The organism is Paenibacillus sp. EKM211P (assembly GCF_011066175.1).
In the GTDB taxonomy this organism is placed as follows: Bacteria; Bacillota; Bacilli; order Paenibacillales; family Paenibacillaceae; genus Paenibacillus; species Paenibacillus polymyxa.
The window spans coordinates 115,872-132,403 of the sequence record NZ_JAAMNS010000002.1; the positions used below are offsets into that span (position 1 = coordinate 115,872).

Sequence of the window (16,532 nt, forward strand, 5' to 3'; positions counted from 1 at the left end):
TTTAACGTTTCCACCTTTCAAGGGATTCCAGCTTGGCTACAGCCTGTCGAAGTGCGAGTATGAGCTCGTCGATATCCTGTTCCGTATGTTCATCACCAAAGCTGATACGAATGCCGCCGGCTGCTTCTGCCTCATTGCGGCCCATCGCCAGCAGTATCCGGCTGGGCTCGGCTAATTTTGAAGAGCAAGCCGATTTGGTGGACACTGCCACACCCAATTGCTCCAGCGTATGCAGCAGTACCTCGGCCTTCATGCCCGGATACGAAAAGTGGACAATATGCGGCGCTTCTTTCCCACTGTTCAGCCGCAGTTGTGGGATTGTTTTCAATTCTGCAGCCACTCGTTCTCTCCACTCAATCATGCGCTGTGCTGTCTCTGCTTGTCGTTCGCCCGCCAGCCGTACCGCCTTGGACATACCGACAAGCGATGGTACATTTTCGGTACCCGCACGAACCCCTTGCTCCTGAGAGCCGCCACTAAGCAGTGGGAAAAGCTCTACACCTTCTCGAACGAATAGCAACCCCACACCTTTGGGTCCACGTAGCTTATGCGCTGAAAGACTATACAGATCAGCTTGCCACCCCCGGATATCAACCGGCAGCTTTCCAAACCCCTGTACACCGTCAATATGAAATAGGACACGAGGGAACTGTTTCTTCAGCGCAGCTCCGATATCATGCAACGGTTGCACTCTTCCCGTCTCATTATTGACATGCATGATACTAACTAAAATCGTATCTTTACGAACAGCTGCACAAACCTGTTCGGCAGTCACATGACCTTCCTCATCCACAGGTAAAAAAGTAACCTCAAAACCCAAATTTGTTAGCTGTTTGCATGCTTCATACACAGACGGATGCTCTGTCGATACAGTAACGATATGTTTGCCTCTAGTCTGATACTGCAAAGCTGCTCCCTTAACGGCAAGATTATTACTTTCCGTTGCCCCGGATGTGAAGACAATCTCCGAAGGAGATACTCCCAAAGCTGCAGCGCATACTTCGCGCGAGCGCTTAATCAACTTAGCCGCGTCCTCTCCATACCGATGCATGGAAGATGGATTGCCATAATGGCGTCTCATTACCTCGGCAACGGTTGTAATCACCTCTTCAAAAGGCGGAGTTGTCGCGGCATAATCAAAATATTTCATCAAACTCCCCTTTCTGCCCCACAACTGCTACAACAAAAAAAGACCAAAACAGGGAAAGGCCGCTTCATTACAGCGACACCCTTTCCCCATATTGATCCTGTCTGCGGACCTAATCGAATTGAAATTACGCACTTTTATGCTATAAGCTATAGGGCTTAGATGGTATATTTTTCACGTGCATTCTGAATTTTGGAAATATATCTTTGCGTTTCTACCGGAAGCTTGTCCAGTACAGACATCAACTGCTCATCACTACTTACTCCAAGCCGCTGCACCCGTCCAGGACCTGCATTGTACGCAGCCAGCGCCATATTTTCCTGTCCGTTAAAACGTTTAATCTGGTAAGACAAATAGCGTACGCCAGCATCAATATTTTGTGCAGGATCATAGGGGTCACTAACTCCCAGACCTTGAGCTGTAGCATCCATCAACTGCATAAGTCCTTTGGCTCCGGCCGAAGAAGTAACCGATGGATTAAATGAAGATTCCGTATCAATAACTGCTTTAATCAAAGCTACCGGAACGCCGTATTTCTGACTTGCCTCATTAATCAAACTATCATACGCTGTAGCTTTTGTAGGTCCGTCCGTTGCCGCATTGGAAGAAGCCGGATAGACTGCCAATGGCGAAGCCGTTCCCCTCGAAGGTCCCAGTTGTAGCCAGAGCAAGCCGTTTTCATCTCTGGTAACATCGCCTGAATTTTCTTGGGTGACAGCATCATCTGTTTCCAGCTGACCTACTTGTTCCAGCAATCCAGAAAAAGCATCCGCTGTACCCGTCTGGGTCGTAGCACTCATATTATTTAACAGCTGCATGTCTAACATAGATTTGGACACGCGCGGATCAATTTGCATGTGGTGTTCCCAACTTTCTATAGTTGTTATATCCCAAATAGCTTGTCGTTATTGCTATGATACAACTTTTTACTATGTACTTCCATACTTTTTAATGAAAAAAAGCTCCGTTTCTGTCGAAAAGACAGCGGAGCTAAGATATCGGAACCTTTACCCAACAGGGTTAGCGCACAAACGGGATAAAAGCAAAATAACTCAAGGTTGCCAATGCGCCAAGACCAATCGACCAAATACCGGTTGTTTTACTGCCATTTACATAAGCAAAAAATCCTAAAACTGCCGCAATGGGTCCCAGCACAATAGACCACATAAACAATGATGCGATACCAGCAGCCAGCCCAATATAGCCGGAAATACGACCACTATTGTTTATAACCTGCTCTTCACCCTTGTTCTCATGTTTGGTCACAACTGGCGAGCCAGGAGCAACCTCTGCGGCATATTCCTCACGATGATGGCGGCGCTTGGCAGAGCGCTCCTGAACGTGACGAGGATAATCTACACGTTCACGGCTAACATGCTCTTCATTCTTATGCTTATCGTTTTCATGATCTTCCATAATTCCTGCACCTCCAAATGGAAATGAATCGCGTAATAAATCTACAGAGACTTCGGCTTAAAGGTGTGGCAACAGGTTGCAGCAGACGTTGCAGCCTTATCACGTTCTTCTGAACTAAAGCTTTCCCCCGCATATTCTTCTTTAAATTTTTTCCCGGCATGACCATCTACTTCAATCATGATCAAATCTGCCTTGCAAAAGTTGTTTTCTCCCCAATAATGGCAATTGGCTACACTGCACTTTACGATTGGCTTGGCCTCTTGGCTCATGATCATCACCTCGGATTCATTGTCCCCCCGCTCGTCTGCACCTATGCGTTCATGGCATATGGCAGTTGGTGACATACGAAAAAAGCCGCTTCCCTTCGTCTCCTCCAAACTGGCAGGAAACAAGTAGAAAACGGCTTGCTTGTCTTGTTTTAGTTTTTGATTAGAAATGAATTTCTGGATTGAATGCTTTAGGCATGAGTACGACGAGTCTGCATCCGGCGCTGTGTCAAATAATCACTTTCATAATAAGTCAGATCATCACGCAATTCTTCAAAGTTTTTCGTAATGTCCATGATCACTTCGCGTGCGGCTGGCACTGGCGTTTTACGGAAGCGGATAGCATCTTGTCCCGTATAAGCATAGCGTCCGTCCTCTGCGTAAGATTCATTTTTGGGATAAAAAAAGCTGTTCACGCAGTCATGGTATACGTTATACAATGCCTTTTCCGCAAAATCGACGTCAAAGTTGGCACGGCGCAAAGCCACACCCAACTTTTCATAGGATACTTCGGAAAAAACAAGGACATGGCGGAGATCCGACAAAAAACCTTTGTAAAAAAGTACGGACTCCTCATTGCTATCCACAGCCAGTTGCGGCAGAGCATGCTCATTGAGGAATGTTTCCACACGTTTTACGGCAGTTTTCAGTCTCTCCTGCGCCGACTCACATAATTTTTGTACGTTGACTGCTGACATCAAGGCAGCTCCCCCTTATTTGTTGCTTGTTCATCAATTTGGTTACCCGAAAATAGTCCCTTCTAACCGAAAGAGCTGTAATTTTCAGTATTTATCCTACCACAAATAAGCATTGAAAGGTATAAAAACATGCCAACCTCCTCACGCTAAACCATAAATTTATGAATACTTAAGGAGGACGGTTCATGTCTCGGCGAAAATGGTTAAAACCCCTGCTTGGAGCAGCTGCCGGGGTGCTTCTGATCACACTGATGCTACCTTCACGCGATCACCGCCACACACCACAGCCCGAATATACGACCAAGATGGTACCACAGCAGGAGAAGCAGCTTAAAAAAGGAATGTTGGCTTTGGACCTGTCCGCTACAGATACCCTCACACGGATGGACGCAAGACAGGATATTCAATACGTAATGCGGGAGCTGAATGGTAAAACTACCGATCAGAAAAGACAGTTCACCCACACATTGCAGCAATCACACAGTCATCTTCATACGCTCCAGTGGATTCACATTAGGGACGGAAAGACTAACACCTATACAGGTAGCAAAGCACAGACAAGTCTGCTAAGCCATCCTCAAATTCAAAGCAGCTTGGCTGCAGCTCGTCGTTCCGTCACGCAAAATAAATCCTATGAATCGGCTGCTTTTCAGGTTGAAGGCGGTAAATATTTCGTCATGGCTGAACCATCGGCTGACGGAACATGCGGTGTTGCTGCTCTAGTCAGTCAGCAAGTATTGCGTGACGTGGAGAAGCACCAGCGCAAAAATTTGCGTTTAATTCCCTATCCAAGAGAAGGTAGCTACAAAATCGAATCCGTACATCCTGACACATTGCACGATATCACTGTCAAAACGGGACACGACAACGAAAATGCAAGCCATTATTTTGAAAACGAAATTGTCGTTCGCTTCCGTCACAATCCTGATTCACGACAACTGCAGGAAATTGCAGCAGATTTGCACTGTGAGCCAGGTCGCAGGCTTGGTTATACTTATGTATTTCATTCGGATAAGATGAACTTTAAAGAGCTAAAACAATACTTTTCCCGAAAGTGGAACCCGCTTTATGCTGAGCCACACTATATGTATCTAACCAATGAGAAAACGACGGCCGATGCAGACAGCTCCGTTCCCAATGATCTGCTTTTTTCTCGCTATCAATGGAACCTGCCTGCTACCGAAACCAACAGAGGTTGGAAACTAAGCAAAGGCAGCAAGGATGTAATTGTCGCTGTTGTAGATACGGGAGTCGATTTGGATCACCCTGATCTAAAAGGCCAAATTCTTTCTGGGCATAACGTGGTCAACCCGTCCGAAAAGCCTTATGATGACGTCGGTCACGGAACGCATGTCGCGGGCATCATTTCTGCGCTCGTAAATAATGGTGAGGGAGTCGCCGGTATGACGTGGTACAACAAGGTCATGCCGATCAAGGTACTTGACCAATCTGGCTCCGGTACGACTTACTCGGTTGCAGAAGGTATTATATGGGCAGCTGATCACGGGGCCAAGGTCATCAATTTGAGTCTCGGCAACTATGCACAAGCTTCATTTTTGCATGATGCAATCAAATACGCTTATGACAAAGATGTTGTATTAGTTGCAGCCACAGGCAATGATAATACGGAGCGACCTGGTTATCCAGCAGCATACCCTGAAGTATTTGCCGTTTCTGCTACAGATTCTTCTATGCACCGCGCATCCTTTTCTAACTACGGCGATTACGTGGACGTCATGGCTCCAGGTGCAAGTATTGCCAGTACGTATCCAGGGAATCAATATGCTGCGCTGTCGGGTACTTCAATGGCCAGTCCACATGTATCAGCGCTAGCTGCCCTGATTCGATCCATTAACCCTGATCTAACCAATAAAGAGGTAATGGATTTAATGAGAGACAGCGTAATTGATTTGGGCACACCAGGACATGACAAATATTTTGGGTATGGTCAAATCGACGTGTATAAAGCATTGAAAGCAGCACAACGTCCGTATGTTCCCCTGCAATTCTATCCCCAGCATTTCAGTGACAAGTTAAAATCCCTATTGAGGAAACTGGAAGCCTAGGATACCCCAGAAAAAGCAGCCATGTTGCTCCATGGCTGCCTTTTTAGGCTTTCTTAACGCTTGGAACTGGTACGGACAGGCCGCTTTCCATGACTGCGAGTATGACAGCATGGGTCACCAGGATCCTTGACAACCACCGGAAATACGTGGTGGGGCACAGGTATAACATGCGCCTGATTAATAATTTCAATCGGATGAACAACAGGCACCACCTGTGGGTAAAATTGATGATTTACAAATTGGATCGGCGGGCACACAACCGGGTCGTAATGGCAATGACTCATAATGTGCAACTCCTTTCGGTGAATTAGTACAGCATATTAAGAAGGCGTATGCTGTGCTTGGATGTTTACCCCCTAATACATTTATCCCTTATAAAATAGGCTTTCGTTCCACAATGACCGAATGATCAAGAATTTCGCCTAACAAAGTACATAACTTGCGCAGACCTGATTTAAGTGTTTCCTTGTCCGCATACGAAAAAGAAATACGGATATGATTACTATCCATACCACCTGCATAGCACACCGCACCAGGCAAAAAGGAAATGCCTTCACGGTCAGCTACCCGCTCCAATTCTGGAATATCCACCATAGAGGGAAGTTTAATCCATAGATTGAGACCACCTTCAGGAGCATACCAGGCAACCTCTGGCGGAGCATAGCGCTGGAGCGTATTCAATGCGACAGTTAGACGATCACGAATTTGTTCTCGCAATGAAACAAAATGCTGATCAAGTCGATTTCTGATAAAGGGTAGCAGTGCTTTTTGCGTTAATAGAGGGCTTCCCAAATCCGTAGTTGACTTGGCAGCCACTAAACGATCCATTACGCTCCCAGTTGCCGCTACACAAGCTATACGGCAACCGGGAGCAACAGTTTTACTGAAGCTTTTGATATAGACAACATGCCCGGATTGATCATGCGCCTTGATAGAAAGCGGTGGTTTTGCTTTGTAATACAGGTCGGAAAATGGATCATCCTCAACAATGAGACAGTGATAACTTTGAGCCAGATCCAGTAATTGCGTGCGTCTGGCCACCGTCAAAGTTACGCCAGTAGGATTGTGGAAGGTAGGTATCGTATAGATCAATTTTGGGGGATGGGTATCACAGAGACGTGTCAAAATATCAATCCGCATCCCCTCCTCGTCCATCGGAATCATAATTACTTTAGCACCACGACTAGTGAACACATCAATGGCCCCAGTGTAGGTAGGAGCTTCCATGTAGACCACATCTCCCGGGCCAACAAACGTACGCGCCACCAGGTCAATCCCCTGTTGAGCTCCGCTGGTCACAAGCAGTTGCTCTGCCACTATAGGTATACCACGTTCACTCAAGTGGTCTGCGAACACTTCTCTTAGTTCTAAATCACCTTCAAAAGTCCCATATGCAGCCATTACATTGGAATTTTCAGAGGATAAACGTTGAGTATCTGCGATGATTTCGCGCGTGGGAAGAAGCTCCGGTTGTATTGCGGCTATATGAAAAGAATAGGTAGCCTTTCGGCTGTGGTTAAAGTTTCTCCATAATTGTGCGCGCGGCAAATAATCGATGAGCGACATCTGCCAAGACAAATCCTGCGCCCCCTCACGATAAATCGGTACTGAAGCTTCCGCCACATAGCAACCTTTTCCCTGTGTGCACGTAACCAAATTCATGGACTCTAGCTCGGCATACGCCTTGCTTACAGTTACAGGACTCACTGCAAGCAGACTGGACAGATGACGGATAGAGGGAAGCTTCGTACCCTGAGGTAGTAGCCCTGACTGAATGCGATCCGCTAATGTTTTGGTAATCTGTAAATATAATTTGACACTGCTGTTGCGGCTGAGATCAATATGCATCGGAACCCTTCCCTCCAAAAATCAACTGTTACATTTAGACGTTTACTGTTATACTTCATTATCGATATAATACAACAAATTTCTTAGCACAGTATAGAACACAGGAGATGATTGGATTGGAATACAAATTTTCGGGTATGGCTCGTACTCAGGGCTCGTCCATGGTAAGGGACATTTTGAAGCTGACACAGGGAACAGATGTATTATCTCTCGCAGGTGGCCTTCCGGCCGATGCCTTCTTTCCCGTCGAAGCGGTTGCTAAAGCCTATGAGCGGGTATTCCGCCTCGGCGGTACTACCGCACTTCAATACGGCCTAACCGAGGGATACATTCCTCTACGGGAACGTCTGGCAGCAATCATGTCATCCCAAGGCATCTCCGTCACCAGAGATAACATCCTCATGACAACAGGCTCGCAGCAGACCATTGATCTAGTTTCACGTGTGTTGCTTGATCCGCAGGATACTGTATTGGTGGAGTCCCCTACTTATTTGGCAGCTCTTCAGGTATTCAATTCCTATGGCGCTAACATTGTAAGTGTAAATACAGACGCTAACGGTATGCAATTAGATGATCTTGAGTCCAAAATCAAACTGCATCAGCCAAAATTTGTGTATGTCATCCCTACCTTCTCTAACCCAGCAGGAAGTGTATGGAGTATGGAACGCAGAACAGGCGTTGTTGAGCTATGCCGTAAATACGGAACTTTAATTTTTGAAGACGATCCTTACGGGCGACTCAAATTTGATGAGAACCTTAACTTCCCATCCCTATTTTCTATTGATCAACAGCTAGGTGGCGACGGTCATGTAATGTACACTTCTACATTCTCTAAAACTGTCGCTCCAGGTGTTCGCTCTGGATGGTTGGTAGCTGATCAAGCGATCGTCGTTAAGACCGCGAATGCCAAACAATCTGCTGATTTGCACTCCAGCAGTATTGACCAGCGTGCTTTGAATGAACTGTTGGACTTCTTTGATTTGGAGGGACATATACGTACCGTGTCCGCTGAGTATCACACTCGTATGCTGCGTCTTACATCGTTAATGAAAGAACGCCAATGGGAAGGAATCACTTGGAATGATGCACTTGGTGGCATGTTTATGTGGGTTACCTTACCTGAAGGCTTCCGTTCTGAGCAGTTGCTGCAACTCGCGATTCAGGAAGGAGTCGCATTTGTGCCTGGACAAGTTTTCTATGCTGACCTTAGCGGCAGCAACCATATGCGAATCAACTTCACGCATACCGATCCAAGCCTGCTTCCAAAAGCAGTTGACCGATTGGATCGGGCGTTGAAGATGTATATGGAGGAAAATGTAGTAAGAAACGCGCGTTAATAGAGTGCTGATTGCACACCTCATCCTCGCACGTTTTTACGACAGAGAAATTATAAGTCAAAAAAACAGAATGAAGCCCCCAGTGCTATGCTGGGGGCTTCATTCTATAAATGTACGGATTTTGCGCAATCCGGCTGTACATTAAAAAGGGTGCTTCATCATTCCCACAGGAATATGACGCACCCTTTTTAATGCAACAAATACATTTGGATTAAAGATTTCTCATGCAAACAGGTCATTAATAAAATAGATTCATACATTTTAAGGTGTTGCAGTGGGGAAAGTTTTCCGTAAGCCGGGTTCTGTGCTATTCGTGGTACAGACGGGAACTACCCTCCCACTAAAAGCGACAATCATCTATCTAGGCCGAACATTGCTATCCAGCTCCAGCGACCAACCTAGACACGCCTCGGGCTAAGGCTGCTTCGCGAAGAAGCTGTGTCCCTTTAGGTCTTGCTCCAGATGGGGTTTACCAGGAACGAAGTCACCAGCGTTCCTCGGGGTCTCTTACACCTCGGTTCCATCCTTGCCTGTGCCGCAAGCGGCCATCGGCGGTCCATTTCTGTGGCACTATCCTTCAACTCGCGCTGACTGGACGTTATCCAGCATCCTGCCCTATGGAGCCCGGACTTTCCTCTCGTGGCTTACGCCACCAGCGATTGTCTGTTAAACTTTCCGAACAACATTACATAGTATACAGGGAACGCGTGCATGATACAACCCTGAAAATATTGTAAATTATAGAGCACTCTTTTTACTTGCTCAAATAAAACGGATGTACCTTTCTCTGTAATGAATCATCTGCCACGTAATAAGCAGATCTTCCCACGTATAACGGAATTGAAAGCTTACTAAAATCAGGAACGTCCTCATCTAGGAATAGTTCATCATCCCGGTAGGTCTGCTGTATTTCGCCGACAATCCAGTCATGATCTCCGTAGGTATGAATATCCACTACTTTACACTCATAAGCGAGATACGCTTCCAGCAATATAGGCACATCCACTGAAATTCCGTCTTCATATGCAATCCCAAACTGCTGAAACTTATCTACATCTCTACCACTAAAGGTACCTACAGCCTGAATCCATTCCGATCTGTGCGCAGGCAGAAACTGAACACCAAAGCCTCCGCTTTTCTTAATCAGTCCGTAAGAATACGTTTCCTTCCTCAATGAAATGCCATACATGCCCGGTGATGATCCGATATATGTATGCCAGCCTGAGGCCATTACATTATTTACTCCCTCATAACGGGAAGTAACAATTGCAACCATGCCTGGATAGGCATGAATCGCAGAATCGGCTATCATCGTTCGCATACAACCTCTCCCTACGAAAAAATGTAATAGTACGCCTTTATTTTCTCATAGATGTGAAGGTTTTACAAAAATTGAAAAGGTTCGGTGTCCACTTCTGATACATATACTTCTGTTGAGTATCGACCTTCTGCCAAGCGTTTGCGCATCCATTCTGCGGTTTTAGGCTTCATAATCTTTTCTGCGTTATGTCCAGGGTCAATAATAGCAATGCCGGCCATCAGGGCATCGTGAGCCGTGTGATAGTCGACATCCCCCGTCACTAATACGTCAGCGCCTTTAAAAAGCGACTTATTTACATAGCGACTGCCAGAGCCTCCAAGCACGGCTGCTTTTTTGATCCTACGGTCCAAGTCACCCACCACACGTACATGCTCAACGTTGAGACCGTTTTTCACAACATCTACAAACTCCCGCAACGTGCGGGCTTCCTTGAGCTTGCCCACTCGTCCCAATCCAAAGGTACGGCCTTTCAAATCCATAGAGTAAAGGTCATAAGCCACCTCTTCATAAGGATGAGCCTTCAGCATCGCTTGGACAACTTTATTGCGTACACCCTGCGGTACAATAGTCTCAATACGAACCTCTTCACTACGTTCCATTTTACCTGGCTCACCCAAAAACGGCTGTGTGCCTTTACCCGGTACAAAAGTTCCATAACCATCGATGTTAAAGCTGCAATGGCTGTAGTTACCGATATGTCCAGCTCCCGCATTCAGTACGGCATCCAGTACACGTTGATGATGTGTTTTGGGTACGAAAACGACAAGCTTAAATAATTGCTCGGTGTGAACATCCTCCAGTGTACCTTCACTTTGAATACCCAGTGCTTCTGCCATCCAATCATTCATGCCATCCTCTGCCGTATCCAGATTCGTATGACTGATGTAGACAGCAATATCATTCTTGATCAGCTTTTCATACAATCTGCCTGCAGGCTGGTCCGTGTTCAAAGCTTTAAGTGGGCGGAATATAATCGCATGATGCGCAATAATGAGATCAGCTTTTATGCGGATCGCCTCTTCAACAACCTCATCATTGACATCCAGGGCTACTAATATGCTTTTGATTTCCTTTTGCAGGCTACCCAGTTGAAGACCAATTTTATCGTCTGGAACTGCCAAGTATTTCGGAGCCAGCTGCTCCATATAGCTAATTACTGTTTGTCCTTTGGCAAACATGCAAGTACCTCCTTCAGCTGTTCAATTTGCTTGCGCAATTGCTCCTGCTTATGCTGCGCGGATGCCTGATCTGACCGTGCCACTTGCGCCAGCACATCCTGAAGCTTGCGAATCTCCAATTGCCATTTCGAAAAAAAGGTTTCATTTGGTGCTTTGACCAATAACGGTCCAAGTAGCATCAACAAATCCTCTGTCAGTACCAGCGAACTACCAGGAAGTTCCCATGGTCGATACAGCTCGTCCTGTTTCAGTGTGCTTTCGGAAGCAGGTACTGCTGTCAGAACTTCATATATTTTACCATCTTCTTCCATAATATGTTCGTTTATTAATACCCATTGATGCTTAATTAGCCAGCGTCGTAAAATATCCTCGCCCACGTTGGGCTGTAAAACAAGCTGTTTCACTGAATCAAGCTTGTCTTTCCCTTGTTCCAAAATGGAAGCAATCAAGGCACCACCCATACCCGCTATCGTAATAACATCTACCTCATTGACCTTAACTACAGCCAAGCCATCCCCTTTTCTAACCGCAATGCGATCTGTAAGGCCTGCTTCAGCCACCTGCTTTTGAGCCGCACGCAATGGTCCATCGTTGACCTCACCCGCTACGGCTTGTGATACTCTGCCAGAGCGCACTGCAGCCACAGGGAGTAATCCGTGATCCGAGCCAATATCAGCCAGTCTGCTACCGGCAGGAATTTGTTCCAAAATATATTGTAATCGCTGAGAAAGTTTCATGACGTCACCCACGTAATCCATTTTTTTCGAGTCCAAAATAAAATCCCTACGACAAAAGCCAACTTCAGTATGCTAAAAAACATCACTTCGCCTGCTGCTTGATGGCGCAGGACGACCGTGTCTGCTTCCGCCATAAACACAAGGGTCAGTCCTATAGTAAAATAAACCAACGCGAGACGGGGAAAGCGGCGATGTACCCACCAGCTTAATCCAATCAACAATACTGCGTGTAAAATCCAAAATACCTCAAGCATCACTAAAGTAGCTGTAGGCCAATAGCGGCCTATAAGCACCGCATACACTAAAAGCAGCCCAGCAAGACCACAGTAATGAAGCAAGCTGATGCGCAAAGTTAATCCTACGAGACACCATATCAAACCGCACAGGCCCACCAGCACTAGAAACCAAACCTTAGCTTCACCCTGATGAAGCTGAATGATCCATACACCTGAACCCAGCATAATTGCACTGCCTAAAGTGCTCAACATTGCACTCATACTCTTTTCGGAAGACCGCCAAACCGCGGCCATTCCATAGCAAATGGCAGTAACTGCACTTGCCGAGCATATTTGCATTGCCAACGGAAAAGCGGTAAAATAAAAACCGATCAAACAAATGCAGGAAATAATGACAAAACCAAGAAGCCAGGCGATCCCATGCCCGTGTCTAAGATATGTAAGCAGCCCAGTGTTGTTACGGTTTTGGCTTTGTGCCGGATTTTCATCGTCCCGATACAGGTTGGATAGAAAATCGCAATATTGCTCAGGGAGCAGTCGACTTTGCCGCCAATGCTCAATTTCATGTAACAGTATTGTCCGTTTTTTCTCCTGGTCCAAGCTTCTTCCCCTCCACCAAGGCTGCCATGAGATAAAAAAAGACCTTCTGCGCGCTTCAAGCCGCAGAAGGTCCGCAATGTTACGCTTCTATTCGAGGAAATCCTTCAGTCGCTTACTGCGGCTTGGATGGCGCAACTTACGCAGCGCTTTGGCCTCAATCTGACGAATACGTTCACGTGTAACACCGAACACTTTACCCACTTCTTCAAGAGTTCTGGTTCTTCCGTCGTCCAAACCAAAACGGAGACGCAAAACATTCTCTTCCCGTTCGGTCAACGTATCCAGTACATCCTCGAGTTGTTCCTTCAGAAGCTCATAGGCAGCTGCATCTGCAGGCGCCAATGCTTCCTGATCCTCAATGAAATCCCCCAGATGTGAGTCATCCTCTTCACCAATTGGTGTTTCCAATGAAACCGGTTCTTGGGCAATTTTCATAATTTCCCGTACTTTTTCCACGCTCAGCTCCATCTCGGCAGCCACTTCTTCCGGCGTAGGTTCACGCCCCAGCTCTTGCAACAGTTGACGCGATACGCGAATCAGCTTGTTGATCGTTTCCACCATATGCACTGGAATACGGATCGTTCTCGCCTGATCGGCAATTGCGCGTGTAATCGCCTGACGAATCCACCAGGTTGCATAGGTACTGAATTTAAACCCTTTTTCGTAATCAAATTTTTCTACTGCCTTAATCAAACCCATATTACCTTCTTGAATTAGATCGAGGAAAAGCATGCCACGACCAACATAACGTTTGGCAATACTTACAACCAGGCGCAAGTTAGCTTCAGCCAACCGACGCTTAGCTTCTTCATCGCCGTTATTGATCCGTTTGGCAAGCTCCACCTCATCATCAGCAGAAAGCAGCGGTACACGACCGATTTCCTTCAAGTACATCCGGACTGGGTCATTAATTTTAATACCGGGAGGCAGGCTCAGATCGTCATCGAAATTAAAATCATCCCCGTCATTGTTTTCCGGGTCGTCATTTTGACGCAATCTGGTAACTTCTTCGTCGTTGTCATTTACAACCTCAATCCCCAAGTCACCCAGCTGCTCATAAAACTCATCCATTTGCTCGGGGTCCTGATCAAACGGCGACAGTTTTTCCATGATATCTTTGTAGTTCAGAGAGGAACTTTTTTTACCCAACTCAATCAGTTGATCTTTGACCTGATCCAGTGTTAATTCCGTCTCCAGTTCAGTATGCTGATCATTCGCCATCTTTCGACTCCCTCCTCCTAGAAACATCCGACCTCTGTGTGTTCATTGTCTCTCTAGGGCTATAATCTCACTTGCAATTTGTGCTGCACGCAAAAAATCACCTAAGCGCTCAGCGGTTCTCATTTCTTCCCTTTTCAAATCCAGTTGCTCCTGCAATGGAAATTTTCGCACTTGACGAATATAATCATCCAAAATGTGCGGTGCCCATACGCCTGGAGCATCCATCATCATGATCGAACTTACGTTCTTCTCCAGTCGGTCGTCTTGCAAAGATGAAATAAAACGGCTTGTATCCGGTAACTTCCCTTGCGCGTAATAGGCATATAGATAAGCAGCAATTGCTGCATGATCCTCAATATTAAAGGCGTCCCCCAGATGCTTCTCTACATACTCTGCAGCTTCTAAATCCTGCATCATCCAGTGAAGCAGCCTACGTTCAGCCACATGGTAAGCCGGCAACAGATTGGGCGTAGAAACCTGCCCTTTTTTATGCCTACCATTATTCCACCCATTTTCGTTATTATCCCCAAAGTTCTGTTTTTTTTGCAGGGTTTGGCGGAGTAAATTGCATTCTTGCTTTAAGGTTTCAAAATCAACCTTGACTTCGGCTGAAACTTCGCGCAGATACACTTCCCGCTCAGTCGGGGATGACAGAGGTGCAATGACATTTAATGCTTCGCGGGAATACGCGATTCTTCCTTCTTCCTCTTGCAGTATATGGTTTTTTTTCAGATATATAAGCTTAAATTTCACCGTTGAAACAGCACTTTCGATAATTTGGCGCTGAAATCGTTCGGCGCCGTATTGCCGGATAAAATCATCCGGGTCCATACCGTCGCTGACCAACGCTACTTTTACGTGAAGTCCCGCATTTTCCAACAGCGGAAAATTTTTAAGCGCTGCCGCTTGTCCTGCCCGGTCACCATCATAACAAATAATAACCTCGTCGCACAGTCCCTTTAACATCGTAGCATGATGCTCCGTTAGAGCAGTCCCCATGGCGGCCACTCCATTTTGTACGCCAGCTTCCCATGCCGAGATGACATCGCCATAACCTTCAAAAAGAACACTTTGACGAAGCTTGCGAATTGAGGTTTTAGCATGATGGAGATTGTACAGCGTTCGGCTTTTGTTAAATAGCTTGGTCTCCGGTGAGTTCAAATACTTCGGCTGCCCCTCGCCAAGTATACGGCCCGCAAAGGCAATAACTTTTCCGTTTCGATTCCAAATGGGAAACATGATACGATCTCTGAATCGATCTACATATCCGTCACCCTCATGTCGGGGAGAAATAAGCCCTCCCTTCTCCATCTCGACAGGATCAAAAGAACGCTTCTCAAGAAACTGAACGATCGTATCCCATCGGTTGGGTGCATAGCCAATTTGGAATTGGTCAATGATCTTGTCACTGAATCCCCGTGAACGCAAATATTCCATGGCTGGTTTGCCGTGCTCCGTATTTTTAAGCAAAAAATGGTACATCTTAGATGTTAGTTCATACGCTTGCAACAGCCTGTCCAACTCAGGATGCTGATGCGATGAATCACGTCCCTGCCATTCGCCGAGCGGAATATGACTTTCTTCTGCCATTGTCCTGACAGCTTCGGGAAAGGATAGTCCTTCGATTTCCATCATGAACTTGATGGCATTGCCTCCCGCGCCGCAGCCGTAGCAGTAAAAAATCTGACGATCCGGTGTCACGGTGAATGAAGGGGTTTTTTCGGAATGAAAAGGACAGAGGCCTTTCATATATTTCCCCTGTTTGGTCAAATGCACGTACTTGCTTACCGTATCTACAATATCATGATGTTGTAAAACTGACTCGATGATATCGTCCGGTATGTTACCTTGTCCGGCACTCATATTAACCACCTTCATCTCTTTAGCACGTAAATATAATTCGATACCGTTATTCATTCTCCTGCAAGCGAAGTAAAAGTTTTGTCAGTTTATGTTGAAAAACTTCACGATCCTCTAATGTAAACGGTTTAGGACCTTTTCCATAACGTCCTTTTTTCCGTTCTTTGGCAGAAGTGTGGCGTCGGTCCAGCATGAAGTCTATCGAATCGTTTCGATACATCGTTCCGCGAAAAGACATCACTTCACACCCTTTTGCCAAGGCAAGTGCAGCAAGACCATAGTCGTTGGTTGTTACAATATCTCCGCAGCGGATATGATTGGCAATGTAGAGATCGGCACTCTGGTCGCTTCGGTCTACTTTAACAACGCTTACGCCTTTGCTGCCCTGAATGAGATGATCATATGAAGATACCATAATAACGTCAATATGAAAACGGGAAGCTGTCTCTGCTATTTCACTTTTAACCGGACAAGCGTCCCCGTCAACAACGATCCGTATATCCGGGAAATTTCCGGACCCTCCCATGAACATCCCCCATCTCGCATCCGCATTCGAGTAAAATACGGAACGGCTGCAAGATCACTCTTACACCGTTCCGTA

The 16,532-nt window shown here is 46.2% G+C and carries 16 protein-coding genes and 1 other RNA gene; 2 read left to right on the forward strand and 15 right to left on the reverse strand.

Annotated features, from left to right (window positions below):
• Nucleotide 1: 1 nt before the first annotated feature.
• The 5 genes from G9G57_RS03550 to G9G57_RS03570 all read right to left on the reverse strand — a co-directional run bounded on the left by G9G57_RS03550 (nt 2) and on the right by G9G57_RS03570 (nt 3,527).
• On the reverse strand, nt 2-1,150 hold the full coding sequence (locus G9G57_RS03550) for a cysteine desulfurase family protein (RefSeq protein WP_164964481.1): 1,149 nt from the start codon (nt 1,148-1,150) through the stop codon (nt 2-4).
• 155 nt (nt 1,151-1,305) lie between these two features.
• Nucleotides 1,306-2,004 (reverse strand): lytic transglycosylase domain-containing protein, encoded by a 699-nt coding sequence (locus G9G57_RS03555; protein ID WP_016821568.1) that lies wholly within the window; start codon nt 2,002-2,004, stop codon nt 1,306-1,308.
• A gap of 163 nt (nt 2,005-2,167) precedes the next feature.
• Entirely contained in the window at nt 2,168-2,563 is a 396-nt protein-coding gene (locus G9G57_RS03560; RefSeq protein WP_016821569.1) for a hypothetical protein, read from the reverse strand.
• A 41-nt stretch (nt 2,564-2,604) separates the two neighbouring features.
• Nucleotides 2,605-2,832, reverse strand: a complete 228-nt coding sequence (locus G9G57_RS03565) for a DUF1540 domain-containing protein (protein ID WP_025365350.1) — start codon at nt 2,830-2,832, stop codon at nt 2,605-2,607.
• A 188-nt stretch (nt 2,833-3,020) separates the two neighbouring features.
• A complete protein-coding gene (locus G9G57_RS03570) occupies nt 3,021-3,527 on the reverse strand; it encodes a YpuI family protein (protein WP_164964482.1) in 507 nt (168 codons plus the stop codon).
• A gap of 185 nt (nt 3,528-3,712) precedes the next feature.
• Here G9G57_RS03570 and G9G57_RS03575 point away from each other — a divergent pair, with 185 nt between their 5' ends.
• Nucleotides 3,713-5,593, forward strand: coding sequence for a S8 family peptidase (locus G9G57_RS03575; protein ID WP_164964483.1), 1,881 nt, complete (start codon nt 3,713-3,715; stop codon nt 5,591-5,593).
• A gap of 53 nt (nt 5,594-5,646) precedes the next feature.
• Here the strand turns inward: G9G57_RS03575 and G9G57_RS03580 are convergent, their stop codons facing one another.
• Both G9G57_RS03580 and pdxR read right to left on the reverse strand, forming a co-directional pair.
• Nucleotides 5,647-5,877, reverse strand: a complete 231-nt coding sequence (locus G9G57_RS03580; protein ID WP_013372124.1) for a hypothetical protein — start codon at nt 5,875-5,877, stop codon at nt 5,647-5,649.
• Between the two features lie 88 nt (nt 5,878-5,965).
• On the reverse strand, nt 5,966-7,441 hold the full coding sequence (gene pdxR, locus G9G57_RS03585; protein WP_113049911.1) for a MocR-like pyridoxine biosynthesis transcription factor PdxR: 1,476 nt from the start codon (nt 7,439-7,441) through the stop codon (nt 5,966-5,968).
• A gap of 116 nt (nt 7,442-7,557) precedes the next feature.
• On the opposite strand from pdxR, the gene G9G57_RS03590 reads away from it, so the two are divergent.
• Nucleotides 7,558-8,778: an aminotransferase-like domain-containing protein gene (locus G9G57_RS03590; RefSeq protein WP_017428148.1), complete on the forward strand. Its 1,221-nt coding sequence runs from the start codon at nt 7,558-7,560 to the stop codon at nt 8,776-8,778.
• Nucleotides 8,779-9,054: 276 nt separating this feature from the next.
• Here the strand turns inward: G9G57_RS03590 and rnpB are convergent.
• From rnpB to G9G57_RS03630, 8 genes are all read right to left on the reverse strand, one after another.
• Nucleotides 9,055-9,453, reverse strand: an RNA gene (rnpB, locus tag G9G57_RS03595) — RNase P RNA component class A.
• Nucleotides 9,454-9,532: 79 nt separating this feature from the next.
• A complete protein-coding gene (locus tag G9G57_RS03600) occupies nt 9,533-10,099 on the reverse strand; it encodes a flavin reductase family protein (RefSeq protein WP_016821575.1) in 567 nt (188 codons plus the stop codon).
• A gap of 62 nt (nt 10,100-10,161) precedes the next feature.
• Nucleotides 10,162-11,277, reverse strand: coding sequence for a Nif3-like dinuclear metal center hexameric protein (locus tag G9G57_RS03605; protein WP_164964484.1), 1,116 nt, complete (start codon nt 11,275-11,277; stop codon nt 10,162-10,164).
• Nucleotides 11,253-12,014 (reverse strand): tRNA (adenine(22)-N(1))-methyltransferase, encoded by a 762-nt coding sequence (locus tag G9G57_RS03610; RefSeq protein WP_126665831.1) that lies wholly within the window; start codon nt 12,012-12,014, stop codon nt 11,253-11,255. The genes G9G57_RS03605 and G9G57_RS03610 overlap by 25 nt, the downstream gene beginning before the upstream one ends.
• Nucleotides 12,011-12,850, reverse strand: coding sequence for a hypothetical protein (locus G9G57_RS03615; RefSeq protein ID WP_016821578.1), 840 nt, complete (start codon nt 12,848-12,850; stop codon nt 12,011-12,013). The genes G9G57_RS03610 and G9G57_RS03615 overlap by 4 nt, the downstream gene beginning before the upstream one ends.
• 87 nt (nt 12,851-12,937) lie before the next feature.
• Nucleotides 12,938-14,071 (reverse strand): RNA polymerase sigma factor RpoD, encoded by a 1,134-nt coding sequence (gene rpoD, locus G9G57_RS03620; protein ID WP_007431230.1) that lies wholly within the window; start codon nt 14,069-14,071, stop codon nt 12,938-12,940.
• A 42-nt stretch (nt 14,072-14,113) separates the two neighbouring features.
• The gene (gene dnaG / locus G9G57_RS03625; RefSeq protein ID WP_017428152.1) at nt 14,114-15,988 is read right to left on the reverse strand and encodes a DNA primase; all 1,875 of its coding nucleotides are present in this window, start codon (nt 15,986-15,988) and stop codon (nt 14,114-14,116) included.
• Entirely contained in the window at nt 15,981-16,457 is a 477-nt protein-coding gene (locus G9G57_RS03630) for a YaiI/YqxD family protein (RefSeq protein ID WP_016821580.1), read from the reverse strand. Before G9G57_RS03630 ends, dnaG begins: the two co-directional genes overlap by 8 nt.
• Between the last annotated feature and the right edge of the window lie 75 nt (nt 16,458-16,532).

Bases quoted from the DNA above. Each gene is read 5' to 3' on its own strand.
- G9G57_RS03550 (WP_164964481.1), bottom strand. From the start codon at position 1,150: ATGAAATATTTTGATTATGCCGCGACAACTCCGCCTTTTGAAGAGGTG.
- G9G57_RS03555 (WP_016821568.1), bottom strand. From the start codon at position 2,004: ATGCAAATTGATCCGCGCGTGTCCAAATCTATGTTAGACATGCAGCTG.
- G9G57_RS03560 (WP_016821569.1), bottom strand. From the start codon at position 2,563: ATGGAAGATCATGAAAACGATAAGCATAAGAATGAAGAGCATGTTAGC.
- G9G57_RS03565 (WP_025365350.1), bottom strand. From the start codon at position 2,832: ATGAGCCAAGAGGCCAAGCCAATCGTAAAGTGCAGTGTAGCCAATTGC.
- G9G57_RS03570 (WP_164964482.1), bottom strand. From the start codon at position 3,527: ATGTCAGCAGTCAACGTACAAAAATTATGTGAGTCGGCGCAGGAGAGA.
- G9G57_RS03575 (WP_164964483.1), top strand. From the start codon at position 3,713: ATGTCTCGGCGAAAATGGTTAAAACCCCTGCTTGGAGCAGCTGCCGGG.
- G9G57_RS03580 (WP_013372124.1), bottom strand. From the start codon at position 5,877: ATGAGTCATTGCCATTACGACCCGGTTGTGTGCCCGCCGATCCAATTT.
- pdxR (WP_113049911.1), bottom strand. From the start codon at position 7,441: ATGCATATTGATCTCAGCCGCAACAGCAGTGTCAAATTATATTTACAG.
- G9G57_RS03600 (WP_016821575.1), bottom strand. From the start codon at position 10,099: ATGCGAACGATGATAGCCGATTCTGCGATTCATGCCTATCCAGGCATG.
- G9G57_RS03605 (WP_164964484.1), bottom strand. From the start codon at position 11,277: ATGTTTGCCAAAGGACAAACAGTAATTAGCTATATGGAGCAGCTGGCT.
- G9G57_RS03610 (WP_126665831.1), bottom strand. From the start codon at position 12,014: ATGAAACTTTCTCAGCGATTACAATATATTTTGGAACAAATTCCTGCC.
- rpoD (WP_007431230.1), bottom strand. From the start codon at position 14,071: ATGGCGAATGATCAGCATACTGAACTGGAGACGGAATTAACACTGGAT.
- dnaG (WP_017428152.1), bottom strand. From the start codon at position 15,988: ATGAATAACGGTATCGAATTATATTTACGTGCTAAAGAGATGAAGGTG.
- G9G57_RS03630 (WP_016821580.1), bottom strand. From the start codon at position 16,457: ATGGGAGGGTCCGGAAATTTCCCGGATATACGGATCGTTGTTGACGGG.